Annotated in this window: 18 protein-coding genes; 11 read left to right on the forward strand and 7 right to left on the reverse strand. The window is 71.3% G+C overall.

Features of this window, described 5'->3' with window-relative positions; translation table 11 throughout:
• Positions 1 to 89: 89 nt before the first annotated feature.
• Positions 90 to 1,142, forward strand: a complete 1,053-nt coding sequence (locus AC067Z_RS30515; protein WP_478792880.1) for a zinc-dependent alcohol dehydrogenase family protein — start codon at positions 90 to 92, stop codon at positions 1,140 to 1,142.
• 135 nt (positions 1,143 to 1,277) lie between these two features.
• Positions 1,278 to 1,715 (forward strand): hypothetical protein, encoded by a 438-nt coding sequence (locus tag AC067Z_RS30520; RefSeq protein WP_478792881.1) that lies wholly within the window; start codon positions 1,278 to 1,280, stop codon positions 1,713 to 1,715.
• On the opposite strand, the gene AC067Z_RS30525 is transcribed toward AC067Z_RS30520, so the two are convergent.
• The 3 genes from AC067Z_RS30525 to AC067Z_RS30535 all read right to left on the reverse strand — a co-directional run bounded on the left by AC067Z_RS30525 (position 1,705) and on the right by AC067Z_RS30535 (position 4,534).
• Positions 1,705 to 2,514: a helix-turn-helix domain-containing protein gene (locus AC067Z_RS30525; protein WP_478792882.1), complete on the reverse strand. Its 810-nt coding sequence runs from the start codon at positions 2,512 to 2,514 to the stop codon at positions 1,705 to 1,707. The genes AC067Z_RS30520 and AC067Z_RS30525 overlap by 11 nt on opposite strands.
• A 78-nt stretch (positions 2,515 to 2,592) precedes the next feature.
• Positions 2,593 to 3,012, reverse strand: coding sequence for an SsgA family sporulation/cell division regulator (locus tag AC067Z_RS30530; RefSeq protein ID WP_478792883.1), 420 nt, complete (start codon positions 3,010 to 3,012; stop codon positions 2,593 to 2,595).
• Between the two features lie 460 nt (positions 3,013 to 3,472).
• Positions 3,473 to 4,534, reverse strand: coding sequence for a phosphatidylinositol-specific phospholipase C domain-containing protein (locus AC067Z_RS30535; RefSeq protein WP_478792884.1), 1,062 nt, complete (start codon positions 4,532 to 4,534; stop codon positions 3,473 to 3,475).
• 242 nt (positions 4,535 to 4,776) lie between these two features.
• On the opposite strand from AC067Z_RS30535, the gene AC067Z_RS30540 reads away from it, so the two are divergent.
• Positions 4,777 to 6,327: an ATP-dependent DNA ligase gene (locus AC067Z_RS30540; RefSeq protein ID WP_478792885.1), complete on the forward strand. Its 1,551-nt coding sequence runs from the start codon at positions 4,777 to 4,779 to the stop codon at positions 6,325 to 6,327.
• 62 nt (positions 6,328 to 6,389) lie between these two features.
• On the opposite strand, the gene AC067Z_RS30545 is transcribed toward AC067Z_RS30540, so the two are convergent.
• Positions 6,390 to 6,896, reverse strand: coding sequence for an FBP domain-containing protein (locus AC067Z_RS30545; protein WP_478792886.1), 507 nt, complete (start codon positions 6,894 to 6,896; stop codon positions 6,390 to 6,392).
• 103 nt (positions 6,897 to 6,999) lie between these two features.
• Here AC067Z_RS30545 and AC067Z_RS30550 point away from each other — a divergent pair, with 103 nt between their 5' ends.
• Positions 7,000 to 7,302: a 4a-hydroxytetrahydrobiopterin dehydratase gene (locus tag AC067Z_RS30550; protein WP_478792887.1), complete on the forward strand. Its 303-nt coding sequence runs from the start codon at positions 7,000 to 7,002 to the stop codon at positions 7,300 to 7,302.
• Positions 7,303 to 7,396: 94 nt separating this feature from the next.
• Here the strand turns inward: AC067Z_RS30550 and AC067Z_RS30555 are convergent, their stop codons facing one another.
• Positions 7,397 to 8,221 (reverse strand): NmrA family NAD(P)-binding protein, encoded by an 825-nt coding sequence (locus AC067Z_RS30555; RefSeq protein WP_478792888.1) that lies wholly within the window; start codon positions 8,219 to 8,221, stop codon positions 7,397 to 7,399.
• Between the two features lie 130 nt (positions 8,222 to 8,351).
• Here AC067Z_RS30555 and AC067Z_RS30560 point away from each other — a divergent pair, with 130 nt between their 5' ends.
• Positions 8,352 to 9,296: an AraC family transcriptional regulator gene (locus AC067Z_RS30560; protein WP_478792889.1), complete on the forward strand. Its 945-nt coding sequence runs from the start codon at positions 8,352 to 8,354 to the stop codon at positions 9,294 to 9,296.
• An 18-nt stretch (positions 9,297 to 9,314) separates the two neighbouring features.
• On the opposite strand, the gene AC067Z_RS30565 is transcribed toward AC067Z_RS30560, so the two are convergent.
• Positions 9,315 to 9,773 (reverse strand): RICIN domain-containing protein, encoded by a 459-nt coding sequence (locus AC067Z_RS30565; RefSeq protein WP_478792890.1) that lies wholly within the window; start codon positions 9,771 to 9,773, stop codon positions 9,315 to 9,317.
• 129 nt (positions 9,774 to 9,902) lie between these two features.
• On the reverse strand, positions 9,903 to 10,736 hold the full coding sequence (locus AC067Z_RS30570; RefSeq protein ID WP_478792891.1) for an aldo/keto reductase: 834 nt from the start codon (positions 10,734 to 10,736) through the stop codon (positions 9,903 to 9,905).
• Positions 10,737 to 10,997: 261 nt separating this feature from the next.
• Between AC067Z_RS30570 and pqqA the strand changes: the two genes are divergently transcribed.
• Genes pqqA through AC067Z_RS30600 form a run of 6 tightly spaced genes read left to right on the forward strand, consistent with a single transcriptional unit; the run spans position 10,998 to position 14,898 of the window.
• Complete coding sequence (pqqA, locus tag AC067Z_RS30575) at positions 10,998 to 11,105, forward strand: pyrroloquinoline quinone precursor peptide PqqA (RefSeq protein WP_478792892.1); 108 nt, start codon at positions 10,998 to 11,000, stop codon at positions 11,103 to 11,105.
• Positions 11,106 to 11,116: 11 nt separating this feature from the next.
• Positions 11,117 to 12,013: a pyrroloquinoline quinone biosynthesis protein PqqB gene (gene pqqB / locus AC067Z_RS30580; protein ID WP_478792893.1), complete on the forward strand. Its 897-nt coding sequence runs from the start codon at positions 11,117 to 11,119 to the stop codon at positions 12,011 to 12,013.
• Entirely contained in the window at positions 12,010 to 12,708 is a 699-nt protein-coding gene (pqqC, locus tag AC067Z_RS30585) for a pyrroloquinoline-quinone synthase PqqC (RefSeq protein ID WP_478792894.1), read from the forward strand. The genes pqqB and pqqC overlap by 4 nt, the downstream gene beginning before the upstream one ends.
• Positions 12,705 to 12,992: a pyrroloquinoline quinone biosynthesis peptide chaperone PqqD gene (pqqD, locus tag AC067Z_RS30590; RefSeq protein WP_478792895.1), complete on the forward strand. Its 288-nt coding sequence runs from the start codon at positions 12,705 to 12,707 to the stop codon at positions 12,990 to 12,992. The genes pqqC and pqqD overlap by 4 nt, the downstream gene beginning before the upstream one ends.
• Positions 12,989 to 14,086, forward strand: coding sequence for a pyrroloquinoline quinone biosynthesis protein PqqE (gene pqqE, locus AC067Z_RS30595; RefSeq protein ID WP_478792940.1), 1,098 nt, complete (start codon positions 12,989 to 12,991; stop codon positions 14,084 to 14,086). The genes pqqD and pqqE overlap by 4 nt, the downstream gene beginning before the upstream one ends.
• A gap of 26 nt (positions 14,087 to 14,112) precedes the next feature.
• On the forward strand, positions 14,113 to 14,898 hold the full coding sequence (locus AC067Z_RS30600; protein ID WP_478792896.1) for a Tat pathway signal sequence domain protein: 786 nt from the start codon (positions 14,113 to 14,115) through the stop codon (positions 14,896 to 14,898).
• The last annotated feature ends 4 nt before the right edge of the window (positions 14,899 to 14,902 follow it).

Consider the following 14,902-nt stretch of genomic DNA (forward strand, 5'->3'; position numbering starts at 1 on the left):
CACCTCGCCGGTGTCCTGGTGTACGCCTGGGGTCGGCCCGCACCACGCGGGCCGACGACAACGACGTCCGATATCGAGGAGCGTGTGCGGTGCGAGCTGTGGTGTTCGAGGAGTTCGGCAAGCGGCCCGAGGCACGCGAGGTCCCCGACCCGCTGCCGTCGCGCGACGGCGTGGTCGTCAGGGTCGAGGCGACCGGGCTGTGCCGCAGCGACTGGCACGGGTGGATGGGCCACGACGCCGATATCGCGCTGCCCCACGTCCCCGGGCACGAACTCTCCGGCATCGTCGCGTCCGTCGGCGAGGGCGTGACCGGATGGCGCGAGGGCGACCGGGTCACGGTCCCGTTCATCTGCGCCTGCGGCCGCTGCGCGGCCTGTTCCCGTGGCGCCCAGCAGGTCTGCGAACGCCAGGAACAGCCCGGCTTCACCCACTGGGGCTCGTTCGCCGAGTACGTGCCGGTGCATCACGCCGACACCAATCTGGTGGCGCTCCCGGAGGGCATGTCCTACGCCACGGCCGCGAGCCTCGGCTGCCGGTTCGCGACCGCCTTCCGGGCCGTCGTCGGGCAGGGGCGGGTGCGGCCGGGGGAGTGGGTCGCCGTGCACGGCTGCGGCGGGGTCGGCCTCTCCGCGGTGATGATCGCCGCGGCGTGCGGGGCCAGCGTCGTCGCCGTCGACCTGTCGCCCGCCGCCCTCGAACTGGCCCGCACCTTCGGCGCCGAGGTGTGCATCGACGCCTCCACCGTGGCCGACGGCGGCGTCGCCGAGGCCGTGCGTGCGGCCACCGGCGGTGGCGCCCATGTCTCCCTCGATGCCCTCGGAGCCGCGGTGACCTGCGTGAACTCGCTCCAGAGCCTGCGCCGACAGGGCCGCCACATCCAGGTCGGCCTGCTGCCGTCCGGGGTGCACCTGCCCATGGACCGGCTCGTCGCACTGGAGCTGGAGATCCTCGGCAGCCACGGCATGGCCGCGCACGACTACCCCGAGATGATGGCGATGGTCGCCTCCGGCGCACTGCGCCCGGAGCTGCTGGTGACGACGGAGATCGGACTCGACGAGGTGCCCGACGCACTGATGGAGCTCGGCACCGCCTCGGGCACCGGTGTCACGGTGATCAACCCGCGCCTGTCCGCCGCGCGCTGACCGGCATTACCTCGGACGTCATCGACGCCTCCGCGGCAGGGCGGCAGGCTGTGAACAACGGGGCCCGGGCGGCGCACTCCGCCCGGCCCCGCACTCCCGACCAGCCCTGACAACGCCGATGGAGGCTGATCCGTCATGTCCCAGGCCCTGCTCGCCGGTATCTCCCGCACCACCGATCCCCGCACGATGCTGCGCCGCTTCCTCGCCCTCGACGCCGTGGTCACCGGCGTCAACGGGCTGGTGTACCTCGCGGCGTCCGGGCCGCTCGGCCGCCTCCTCGGCGTCGACCGTGCCCTCCTGGTCGAACTGGGCGTCTTCCTGGCCCTGTTCGGCGGAGCCGTCGGACTGCTCGCCGCGCGCCGCACCCCGCCGGCGCTGCCGGTGAAGATCGTCGTCGACGCCAATGTGCTCTGGGCCGTCCTCAGCATCGCCGCGCTCGCGCTCTGGCTGGAGCCCACCACCGCGGGAGCGGTGTGGACCGTGCTCCAGGCACTCACCGTTGCCGGATTCGCGGCCCTGCAGTGGTCCGCGCTGCGGGCGGGTTCCTCCGCCGCGGTCTCTGCTACGGCTTGAACGACTGCAGGTACTTGACCGTCGCCGGATCGGCCGGCAGCAGCGTCTCGATGGCCAGCTCGGCGACGGTCACGTCCATCGGTGTGTTGAACGTCGAGATGGACGACACGAACGACAGCACGTGCCCGTCGTGCTCGATCCGCAGCGGCAGCGCGAAGTAGGGCTGCGTCCCGTCCTGATCGCCCGGGTCGTCGTCACCCTCCGGCACCGGGTACGCGGCGACCTCGTCGTACAGCTCCCGCAACGCGCCGGAACGGGCCGGCGCCAACTGGCGCTCCATCTGGGCGAGCAGATGACCGCGCCACTGACGGAGATTGCGGATCCGTGGGGCGAGCCCCTCGGGATGCAGTGTGATCCGCATGGTGTTCAGCGGCGGCTCGAGCAGATGGTCCGGCAGCCCGTCGAGCAGCATCGCGATCCCGCGGTTCGCGGCCACCACGGTGTACGAGCCGTCGACGACGACCGCCGGATACGGCTCGTAGCCCTGCAGCAACTGCTCGATCCCCTGCCGCAGCGCGCCGAGGGCGGGCCCGTCGAAAGGCGTCTCCCGGTACCGCGGGGCGTAGCCGGCGGCGAGCAGCAGCGCATTGCGTTCCCGCACCGGGACCTCGAGTTGCTCGGCGAGTCTCAGCAGCAGTTCCTCGCTCGGCCGTGAGCGTCCCGTCTCGACGAAGCTGATGTGCCGTGCCGACGAGTCCGCCCGCAGCGCCAGTTCCAGCTGACTCACCCGCCGCCGCTCGCGCCATCCGCGCAGCAGCGGCCCCACCCCAGTACCGGACACGGCAGTTGAGATCTCCATGCTCAGACCGTAGTACGCGGGAGCGGCCCGTCCGGATCGGTGTGCGCCCGGGCATGTCCGGCCATCGTCGGAGGGGAGCTATCCCCTCGCTTCCCCGAGCAGCGCCGCGAGCGCGCGTTCGATGTCCATCGCCGCGCTCTCGGCAGCCGCGGGGACCGTCGCGTACGCGTGGACGAGGAAGTGGCGCAGGCCCGCGGTGTCGAACTGGAGCAGTGCCACGCCTTCCGGTGAACGCAGCTCGACCATGGTCTGCGTCCGCCCACAGGGCCAGATGTGCACATCCCCGTCCCCGGAGGGGCTGCGCAGGCCCGAGTCGAGCAGGCTGCGGGCGAACGTCCACGTCACGCCGGTGTCATTGAGACAGGCTTCCGGGGGGAAGATCAGGCGAACGGCGAGCGGGTCGGTGTCGCGGTATCGCAGAACCACCGGCACGGCCAGAGAGTGGGGCGCGTCGCTGATGAGACGGGCCACGACAGGTTGCTCGATGGAGGGTGACATCGCTCGCTCCCTTTGCTGCTGTGCGGCTGTACTCCTTCTGCACGTACGACGTCACGGCAGGCTCACCCTGACGCGAGCTACACCAGTGGCGTGTGTGACCTGCATCACCAACCTTCGAGCTCCGGAGCCCGGAAGGCCAGACCCTTGCACCACCGCATATCGCCGTAAATGGGGCCGGCGTCCGTTTGTGCCCGCGCGGACCGCGCCATGGGCCCGTTCGCCCGCGATTCCTGTGGGATCGGATGGCCGAAAGAGGCGCCTACGCGGCGCCGGTGAGGGAGAAAGGGAGCCCCGGCCGGACGGGGGTTTCCGGCCGGGGCAGTCAAAGGTGTGGGGTGCGTGTGCCGCCCACACGTTGATGAACGATAAACCATCACATGAGGTTCCACCTCACGGTCCGGCCCGCTGTGATGTGCGTTACTCCGAGTAAGGCTCTCCGGATGGATTCGTGTGGCCGGGACTACCCGGCGGACCCGCGCGGGACCACCGTCGCCAGCACCGACGGCAGGGGGTACCAGTCCGCGGACACCACGTTCGCGTGCTTCCCCGCAAGCAACGCGACCCGGTCACGGGCCTGGGTCTCGGTCGGGTTGGTGCCGTCGATCGCGGGCGCCACATTGTGTGCGTCCGTCATGACCACCAGATACCGGTTGCGGTCGTACCACGAGGTGTCGATCGAACCCCCCGCGTACGTGCCGGCGTCGCCGTCGAAGACCACGAACCACGGACGGATCGATGCGTCCGCGTACCGGGAGCGCGGGTCGCCCGCCGCCGCCTTGTGCACGGCCGGGAACGCGCCCGCCTCACCGAGCCGTCCCGCCGCCTTCAGGTCGCGCAGGTGCTGCGCGTACTCCCGGTCGGTCCACAGCGAGTCCGCCGGGTTGCCCTCCTCGACGGTGCCCGGGATGAGCTCCACCACGAACCGGCCCGCCATTGCCGAGCGGGCCGGCCAGCCGTCCGCCCGTACCGCCGAGTCCAGGTCCGGATGTCCGCCGGCGAGGTCCGCCGGGCGGAAGAGTGCGTCACCGAGTCTCGCGCTCAGCAGCGCGTCGAGCTCGTCGGGGCCGCGTCGGGCGTTGTTCTGGAAACCGTCCTTGAGCTCGATCTTGACGAGGATCGGCCGGTGCCCGGGGTTCGCGTCGTGCCACGCCCTCATGTCCGCGAGACAGCCCCCGAGATCGCGGTTCCTGGACTTGGTGCGCAGCTCGCCCGCGTGCGCCGCGGCCACGCAATTGTTGTTGTTCCCCAGCGGGTTGCTGTGCGAGACCCGCCACGAGCTGCCGAACACGTTCGTCCAGACGTCGATCTCCAGCATCCCGGCGCCGGAGTCGAGCGCGTCGGCGAAGTACGGGTACTTCGCCTGGTCGTAGGCGTTGTGCACACCCACCGATGTGGTGGCCGACCAGGGCAGCTGCCCCGGGTCCGCCGCGGCGGGTGCGGCGGCCTCGGCGGGAACGAGTGCGACGGCGAGCAGGCCGACTGCGACGGCGCTCGTGGCGGCCGCGCGCGAGAACTTCCCCATGGGCCCTGTCCTTACGTCGATTGGTCAAGTCGACGGAAGATTAGGGGAGTTGTGTGAACCGTGGGGAGACTGTACCCGGCCGATACGGACGTGCCCGATGGGCTGACGGTGCGCTCGGAGGGGGATCGTCCCGCGCACCGGGCAGGACACCCGGCTCCTGCTGCGCCGCCGTCCCGCCGCCACCCTCGGCCGTCCGGCGCGCAACGGGTGCGGCACCCCGCACCGCGGGGCACGATGGCGGCATGCTGCTCGCCCGAGTCGCCGACGTGTCCCGCGAGGTCGCCGCCACGTCCGCCCGCTCCCGGAAGACCGCCGTTCTCGCGGAACTGTTCGCCGAGGCGAGCCCCGAGGACGTCGCCCTGGTCATCGCGTACCTGTCCGGGCGCGTCCCCCAGGGCCGCATCGGCATCGGCTGGAGTGTGCTCAAGGAGGCAGTGCCGCCCGCTGCCGAGCCCGCGCTCACCGTCACCGAGACCGACGCTGCGCTCACCGCGCTTGCCGAGGTCGCCGGACCGGGCGCGCAGGCCGAGCGCAGAAGCCGGGTCGCCGCCCTCATGACGGCCGCCACCGAGGAGGAGCAGCGCTTTCTGGTCCGGCTCCTCACCGGCGAGGTGCGCCAGGGCGCGCTGGACGCCGTTGCCCTGGAGGCGGTCGCCAAGGCGGCCGGCGCCCCCGCCGCCGACGTGCGCCGTGCCGTCATGCTCGACGGCTCACTGCCGAGGGTCGCCCGCGCACTGTTCGCCGACGGACCCGCGGCACTCGCTCTCTTCCGGCTGCGGGTCGGCAGCCCCGTGCAGCCGATGCTCGCGCACACCGCGAAGTCCGTGACCGAGGCGGTCGCCGCCCTGGGAGCCGCCTGCGTGGTCGAGGAGAAACTCGACGGCATCCGCGTCCAGGTCCACCGCAGCGGGAACGACGTCCACGTCTACACCAGGTCCCTGGACGACATCACCGGCCGGCTGCCCGAAGTGGTGCACGGCGCACGGGAAATGACGGGCGAGCCGTTCATCCTGGACGGCGAGGTCATCGCCCTGGCCCCCGGCGGACGGCCGGTCCCCTTCCAGGACATCGCCTCGCGTGTCGGCTCCCGCCTCGACGTCGAGGCCGCACGCGCCACCCTGCCGCTGACCGCCGTGTACTTCGACGTCCTCGCCGTCGACGGCGAGGACGTGCTCGACCTGCCGGGCCACGAGCGCCACCAGCACCTCGCGCGAGTCGTCCCCGAAACGATGCGGGTCCGCCGGCACGTCGTCGACGACCCCGCCTCGCAGCAGCAGGTCGCGGCAGCCGAGGAGTTCTTCGCAGATACGCTCCGCATCGGACACGAAGGCGTCCTCGTCAAGGCGCTCGACGCGCCGTACGTCGCGGGCCGCCGCGGCCGGTCCTGGCTCAAGGTGAAACCGGTCCACACACTCGACCTCGTTGTCCTCGCCGTGGAACGCGGCCACGGGCGGCGCACCGGGCTGCTGTCCAACCTCCACCTCGGCGCCCGCGCCGAGGACGGCGGGTACGTCATGCTCGGCAAGACGTTCAAGGGGCTCACCGACGAGATGCTGCGCTGGCAGACCGACCGCCTCGGCGAACTCGCCGTCGAGGACGACGGGTACACCGTCACGGTGCGCCCCGAGCTCGTCGTGGAGATCGCCTACGACGGACTGCAGCGCTCCTCCCGCTATCCGGCCGGAGTCGCACTGCGCTTCGCCCGCGTGCTGCGCCACCGGCCCGACAAGAGTGCGGCGGAGGCCGACACCATCGGACAGGTCCTGGCCGTCGCGCGGGGCGGCGACGTCTGACCGGAGCCGGCGGCGCAGGCGACGGGGTGGCGGCCGGCCTCGCGACACAGTGGCGGCCGACCTCAGCGAACGCCGAGCACCTTGTCCGCGAAGGCCGCCAGGTTGTCCGTCGTCCGCGCGATCCGCTCGTCGAGCGTCAGGCTCTCCTCGTACCGGCCGTGCCGCAGCTTCGGCTGCTTCTTGCCGCGCACATAGAGCGAACAGGCCAGATCCGAGCAGAGATACGTCCCCACCGTGTTCCCCTCCCGCCCCGCGGAACCGGCCAGCGGAGCCGCGAACAGGGTCACCCCCGACGACGCGTGCGCGGTCAGGCACGCCTGGCACATGCTCGACTTCAGGACGCTCGTCCGGCCTGTGGCGGGGACCCGTAGCGTGATGCCGACCAGCCCGTCCTGACGCGGCACCATCAGATGCGCTTTCAGCGGCGCGCCGGGATCGACCCAGCCGAGGAAGTCCAGGTCCTCCCAGACCAGATCGGCGAAATCGGCCGGGAGCCGCATACGGGAGGCCTCGCCCTTCGTGCAGTTCACGAACGAGGCGCGGATCTGTTTGTCGGTCAAAGGTTCCACTCGGTGGAACGTACACAGCGCGCCCCGGTGCAGGCATCCGAATTACCGGGCATCGGATCTATGGTGTCCCCGTCCGCCGCCCCCTCCCGGAAGGATCACGGTCATGCCCACCGAGCCGCTGTCGCAGAAGGAGATCGAGGACCGTCTGAGGGAACTTCCCGGCTGGTCCCTGGAAGGCGACAACATCGCCCGCGCCTACCGCCTCGACTCCCACTTCGCGGCCACCGCCATGGTCGTGCACATCGCGCAGATCCAGGAGGAGCTGAACCACCACTCGGACCTCACGCTCGGCTACAACACCGTGACCCTCACCGTGCACTCCCACGACGTGAACGCCCTCACCGAACGGGACTTCGCGCTCGCCCACCGCGTGGAGGAGATCGCCCCGGGGCACGGCGTGAACTGAGCCCGCGGCGGCTGCCCGGGCCGCGCCCCGCGGCCCGGCCCAGGCCGCCGCGGTCGCACCCGGGGCGCCCCGGGGTCTCCCCGGCGGGCGGCCGTCAGCGGGTCCAGTGGCCCGCGGACGCCGCTTCCTTCGCGAACAGTGCGAAGTCCTTCGGCTCGCGGCCCAGCAGCTCCTGTACCCCCTGCGTCGTCGACGCGTTGTGGCCGTCCAGCAGCATCGCGAAGAGTGCCGCCAGCCACTGCGCCTCGGCCGACGGGATGCCGAACTGCTCCAGCATTGCCGCGTACTCGTCACCCGGCACCGGCACGTACCGCACCTCGACGCCGGACACCCGGGAGATCTCCTCCGTCACCTCGGCGAACGTGACCAGCCTGGGGCCGGTCACCTCGTGCACCGAGCCGGCGTGGGAGTCGCCGGTGAGCACCTCGATCAGGACGTCCGCCAGATCGTCGGCGTCGAGGAACGGCTCGGCCGTCGTCCCGGCGGGGAAGACGAGCTCGCCCGACGCGACGCTCTCCGCCAGCGCCCCCTCGGTGAAGTTCTGGGCGAAGAAACTCGCGCGGACCACCCTGACATCGAGACCGGACTCCCGCAGCGCCTCCTCGGCGACCACTGCCTGCGGTTCACCGCGCCCGGAGAGCAGCACCAGCCGCCCCACGCCCGCCTCGGCCGCCAGTGAGCCGAAGACCCGCATCGACTCGGGCGCGGCCGGGGAGGCGAGGTCCGGGTAGTAGTTGACGTACACCGCGTCCGCCCCGCGCAGCGCGGGCGCCCAGCCCGCCGGGTCCTCCCAGTCGAAGGGCACCTCTCCGCTGCGCGAACCGGCGCGCACCGTGTGGCCGAGACCCGCCAGACGCTCCGCGACCCTGCGTCCCGTCTTGCCCGTGGCCGCCGTCACCAACACCGTCTCGTTCATCATGTCCGCGTCGCTCCTCGTCTCGTCGTCTCGTCGTCTCGTTCGTCGTTCTGAGACAAGGTTCGCGGCCAGCGGCTGGACTCTCCATGCTCCAGAGGCTCAATGCCATACGCGTCCGTCTACGCTTCGCGTCATGGACGCACTAGCCGGACTTCTGGACGGACCGCGGGCCAGGGGAGCCTTTCTGCTGCGCATGGTGATGGCGCCGCCATGGTCCGTGTTCATCGACGACCGGGCGCCGCTGTGCCTGATGTGCGTCACCGAAGGCGAGGCGTGGATCGCTCCCGCTTCCGGCTCGCCCGTGCTGCTGCGGCCCGGTGACGTGGCCATCGCGCGCGGCCCGGAGCCGTACACCGTCTCGCACGCGCCCGGTGCCGAGCCGCAGGCCAGGATCGGGCCCGGCGGCACCTGCCACACGCTGCAGGGCGAGCCGCTGGCCCAGTCGATGCGTCTGGGCGTACGCACCTGGGGCAACGCATCCGACGGCTCGACCACCATGCTGATCGGCACCTACCAGGTGGAGGGCGAGGTCAGCGGGCGGCTGCTGGACGCCCTGCCCCCGTTGCTGCGGCTGCCGGCCGATGCGTGGAACTGCCCGCTCATGGACGTCTTCGCCGACGAGATCGCCCGGGACGACCCCGGCCAGAGCGTCGTGCTCGACCGGGTCCTCGATCTGCTGCTGATCGCGGTGCTGCGGACCTGGTTCGCGGGGCCCGACGCCGAACCCCCGGCCTGGTACCGGGCGATGGGGGACCCGGTGGTCGGCCGGGCGCTGCGCCTCCTCCAGGACGACCCCGCGCACCCGTGGACCGTGGCCTCCCTCGCCGCGAGGTGCGGTGTCTCGCGCGCCGGGCTCGCCCGCCGCTTCGCCGATCTGGTGGGCGAGCCGCCGATGGCCTATCTCACCGGCTGGCGGCTGGCCGTGGCGGCCGATCTGCTGCGCGAGAGCGACGCGACGGTGGAGGCGATCGCCCGGAAGGTCGGCTACAGCGGCTCGTTCGCCATGAGCGCCGCGTTCAAACGCGTACGGGGCATCAGCCCGCAGGAACACCGCACGGGTGCCCGCGCGGGACGGTGATGAGCCGAGGGCGTCCGTTCAGCCGTCCACCGGCTCCAGGCGCCACCACTGGTGGGGCCCGTCGGTGTCCTCCCACTGCTGGATGCCGGCGCCCTCTTCCGTGCTGCCGCCGGCGACCTCGAGCAGCAGCCCGCTGATGAAGCTCACCACGGCGAAGGTGCCCGGTGCGTCGAGATGCTCCTCGACGATCCACTCCTGGGCACCGAAGTTGTTGGCCTTCCACTGCTGGATGCGGACGCCGTTCGCCGTGTCCGCGTTGGCGACGTCGAGCCGCTTGCCGCTCGCCCCGTTCACGAAGTGGTACAGCCCGCTGCCGTTGGGGACGGGGTCGATCTGCCAGAGCTGGCCGGGCTCGCCGGTCTGAGCGGCCTGCTGCACCCGGGCGCCGCTGCCCTTCGCGCCGCTCGCCACCTCCAGCACCAGCCCGCTGCCGACGTTGCGCACCAGATAGCGCCCTGACTCAAGTGGCCCGCTCACTGTCCTGCCTCTCCGCGCCTCTCCGTGCTCCCGGAGACGATCGCCACCATCGTCGCACCGGCCACCGACAACGCCGGAAGGGCCGGGAGAGCCCCCGCTCTCCCGGCCCTTCCCCTGCCGTGCGCCGCGTCAGCCGGCGTTGAACTCCGCCGGGTCCGGGCCGAGTCGCTTGCCCTCGTCGAGAGCCGCGAACGCCGCCAGGTCGTCGGCGTCCAGCTCGAAGCCGAACACGTCGATGTTCTCCGCGATCCGGGACGGGGTCACGGACTTGGGGATCACCACATTGCCGAGCTGCAGATGCCAGCGCAGCACCACCTGGGCGGGGGTGCGGCCGTGCTTCTGGGCGACGGCGACCACGGTGGGGACCTCGAGGAGGCCCTTGCCCTGGCCCAGCGGGGACCAGGCCTCGGTCGCGATGCCGTGCCGGGCGTGGGCCTCGCGGGATGCGGACTGCTGGAGCTGCGGGTGCAGTTCGATCTGGTTGACGGCGGGGACGATCGACGTCTCGCCGATCAGCCGCTCCAGGTGCTCCGGCAGGAAGTTCGACACGCCGATGGCCTTGGCGCGGCCGTCCGCGTGGATCCTCTCGAACGCCTTGTACGTGTCCACGTACGCGTCCTTCGCGGGGACCGGCCAGTGGATCAGGTAGAGATCGACGTAGTCCAGGCCGAGCTTGGCCAGCGAAGTGTCGAACGCGCGCAGCGTCGCGTCGTACCCCTGGTCGCCGTTCCACAGCTTCGTGGTGACGAAGAGCTCCTCGCGCGCGATGCCGGAGGTGGCGACAGCCTTGCCGGTGCCCGTCTCGTTCTCGTAGATGGCCGCGGTGTCGATGCTGCGGTACCCGGTCTCCAGGGCCGTGGCGACCGTGCTCGCCGCCTCGTCGTCCGGCACCTGCCAGACACCGAAGCCGAGCTGCGGCATCGAGACACCGTTGTTGAGGGTGATGGAGGGGACCTTGCTCACGAGCGGTCGATCCTTACGTCGTCGGTTGGTACTCCCACGGTCAACGATCACATCCGCGGACACATTCCCGCCTCCGCTTCCGGCGTGATCCGGGTGTGACCATATCGGTCCGGACCATTGACCGCGTCTCATCAAGGCGGGACGCTTTGGCAGATGCCTGAACGGCGGACATCGACATGAACGCGCGTTCCGCGCGTGCCGTATGTCCATGGGCATCATGCGCCACTCCTGACCCCCCATCTCAGGAAAGCAGGTACAGCCATGCACCCCACCCAGGAGAACCCGGCGGAGACGCCCTGGCAGACCCCCGACTTCGTGGTCGTCGAGACCGCGCTGGAGGTCACCGCCTACGCCCTCACCGACCGGTAGACCCTGCCGCCATGCTGCTGCAGGTGCTCGGCACCGCGGCGGGCGGCGGACTGCCCCAGTGGAACTGCGCGTGTCCCGGCTGTGCCGGGGCGCGCGCACACCCGCACCGCCGCCGCCTCCATGCCTCTCTTGCCGTCCGCGCCGACGGGAACCGCTGGTACCTCGTCAACGCCACCCCCGACATCGGCGAACAGATCGAACGGACCCCCGCACTCCACCCCGGACCCGGGCCGCGCGAATCCCCCGTCGCAGGCGTCGTCCTCACCGACGCCGAACTCGACCACACCCTCGGCCTCGCCCGCCTCCGCGAGGCCGACGGCTTCGACGTCCTCGCCACCGGGCCCGTACGCGACGCGTTGCTCGGCCGCATGCGCATCGGCGAGACCCTCGCTCCCTACACCCGCATCGACTGGCGCCAACTCGGCCGCGACGCCGAACCGCTCGCCAAGGGCGGCACGATCGACGTCTCGGCCGTCCCCGTCTCCGCGAAGCGGCCCCGCTACGCCGTCGGCACCGGCCCCGACGAACGCACCTGGGTCGTCGGCCTGCGGCTGCGCGAGTCGGCGACCGGCCGCTCCCTGCTGTACGCCCCGGCCGTCGCACGCTGGACGGACGAGTTGCAGGAGGCGGCGGAGGCGGCCGACGTCGTCATCGTCGACGGCACCTTCTGGGACGACGACGAACCGATACGGAGCGGCTTCTCGGCCAGGACCGCGAGCGGCATGGGCCACGTGCCCATCGCCGGGGAGAACGGCACCGCGCGCCGGCTCTCCGGCCTCCGCGCGCGCTGCCTCTACACCCACCTCAACAACACCAACCCCCTCGTCGACCCGGACGCCGAACAGCACGCGCTGCTGACCGAACTGGGCATCGAGGTCGCCGCCGACCGGATGGTGATCGAGCTGTGAACACGGAAGTCTGGAGCCGGGAGGCGTTCACGGAGCGGCTGCGTGCCGTGCCCGCGGAGCGCTATCACGACCGGCACCCGTTCAATCTGCGCATGCACCGAGGTGCCCTCGGCCCGGACGAGTTACGCCGCTGGATCCTCAACCGCTTCCACTACCAGCGGCACATTCCCGTCAAGGACGCGCTGATCCTCGCCAAGTTCGACGACCCGGCCCTGCGGCGCTCCTGGATCCGCAGGATCCACGACCACGACGGCGAGAAGGACGGCGACGGCGGCATCGAACGCTGGCTGCGGCTCGGTGAAGCCGCCGGAATCGACCGCGACCGGCTGCGCTCCGGCGCGGAGGTGCTGCCGGGCGTCCGGCTCGCGGTGGACGGCTACGTGAACTTCTGCCGACTGCGCTCGCCGCTCGAAGCCGTCGCGGCCTCCCTCACCGAACTCGCCGCGCCCGGCATCATGCGCACACGCATCGACGCCTTCGAACGCCACTACGGCTGGATCGACGCCGACGGACTGACCTACTTCCGCAGCCGCATCGGACAGGGCGGCCGGGACAGCGAGGAAGCGCTGGCCCTGGTGCTGGCCTGGGCCCGGACCCGGCAGGAGCAGGAAGCGGCGGTCGCCGCCCTCGCCTTCAAGTGCGATGTGCTCTGGTCCCTGCTGGACGCGGTCGACACGGCGGGGGAGCGGACATGACGACCTCCACCGACGGCGAGGCAACCGCCGAGCCGTGGACGCCCGTGCTCGCCCGCTCGGTGGTGCTCCGGTACGACCGCGTACGCGACACCGATCTTCTCGTCCTCCCCGAACGCGTCGTCGTCCTCCGGGGCAATGCCGGATCGATCCTGCGGCTCTGCGACGGCAGTCGGGATGTCCCGGCCATCGTCGCCGAACTCACCCGTGCACATCCGGGTGCGCCGGTCGCCGAGGACGTGCCCGTCTTTCTGGACCGGTTGCGCAAGGAAGGGTGGCTGCTGTGACGGCCGTGGATCCGCCCTGGGCGCTGCTCGCCGAACTGAGCCACGGCTGTCCCCTTCGCTGCGCCTACTGCTCGAACCCCGTCGAACTGGTCGGTCGGTCAGCGGAACTGACTACCCGGCAGTGGGCCGACGTCTTCCGGCAGGCCGCCCGACTCGGCGTCGTGCAGACCCATCTGTCGGGCGGCGAGCCACTGCTGCGCCGCGATCTGACCGAGATCGTCGCGGCGGCCGACGCCGCGGGCATCCACACCCAGCTCGTCACGAGCGGCGTCGGGCTCCACGAGAAACGGCTCGCCGAACTCGTCGCGGCCGGGCTGCGCAGCGTCCAGCTGTCCGTGCAGCATGCCGACCCCGACGCCTCGGAGCGCATCGCCGGTGCGCGGTCGTACGCGGCGAAGGAGCGCGCGGCTCAGCTCGTACGGGAGGCGGACCTGCCGCTCGGGCTCAACGTCGTGCTGCACCGCGCCAACCTCGACGCGCTCGACGAGCTGATCGACCTCGGCCTCGCCTGGGGCGCGGAACGCATCGAACTCGCCAACACGCAGTTCTACGGCTGGGCGTTGCTCAACCGCGACGCCCTGCTGCCCGGCCGGGAGCAGATCGCCGCCGCCCGTGCCTGTCTCGAGCGCCGACGGCGGGACGTGGACGGCCGCATGCAACTGGTGTGGGTGGTGCCCGACTACGTCGACGGAACGGCCAAGCCCTGCATGGGCGGCTGGGGCGCACTCTCGCTCACCGTTGCCCCCGACGGCACCGTCCGCCCCTGCCCGGCCGCCGCCGCCCTGCCGGGTCTGGACGCGCCCAATGTCAAGGACCACCCACTGGAGTGGATCTGGTACGAGTCGAAGGCGTTCACCCTCTACCGCGGCGAGAGCTGGATGCAGGAGCCGTGCCGCAGCTGCGAACTGCGCACCCGGGACTTCGGCGGCTGCCGCTGCCAGGCGTACGCCCTTACCGGGGAGGCCACCCGCACCGACCCGGTCTGCTCCCGCTCGCCGGACCACGCGCTCGTACGCGCGCTCGTCGACGGCCCGCGGGCGACGGACATCGAGGCACCCTCCGCGTACACCTACCGCGAACAAGGGCGGTCCTGACACCCGAGGAGAAGGAGGACATGTACATGACCCCCACACGCAGAGCAGTGCTCGGTGCCGCCATCGGCGGCGCCGCGGCGGTCGCCGGACTGCCCGCCCTTGCCACGCCCGCCGACGCGGCCTCCTGGCAACTGCGCTGGTCGCCGTCGGCGAGCCGCGACAAGCTCAGGGCCTTCGAGACGATCGAGGACGACCGCGCGGACTCCCACACGTCGGCCGGTCCTCACATCACCACCGAGGGGGACAACTTCCGGTTCACGATGCACACCGTGGACCGGGACACGAGCACCGACCGCCAGCGTCACGAGGTCACCGGCTGCCGCAACGGCAGTTCGTCCCTGCAGTGGAGATCCGGCGAGACCTGGCGCGTCACGTACGCGATGTTCATCCCCGACACGCTGAAGGCGACCACGAGCTTCACGCACATCATGCAGATGAAGCAGCCCGGCACCGGGTCTTCCCCGATCGTCGTGCAGTCCCTGCGGCGTGTGAACGGCGTACAGACCATCGAACTCAAGGTCATCGCGGGAGACGTCCTGGTGGGCCGCACCAACCTCGAACCGCTGCACAACAAGTGGATCGACGTCGACTTCCAGATGAAGATCGGCAACGGGACCTCCGGCTCCGTCCGCTGGATCCTCAAGGACGGCGGGACCACGGTGATCGACAAGTCGAGGTCGGGCGTGGACACCTTCCTCGCGGACCGGGTTCGCCCCAAGTGGGGCATCTACCGCTCCCTCGGCGACAGTTCGGGCTCCCTGCGCAACTGCCACCTGCTGCTCACCGACATGCGCGGCTACCAGCTCGTCTGAACAC

This window comes from Streptomyces sp. NPDC043812 (genome assembly GCF_056436245.1).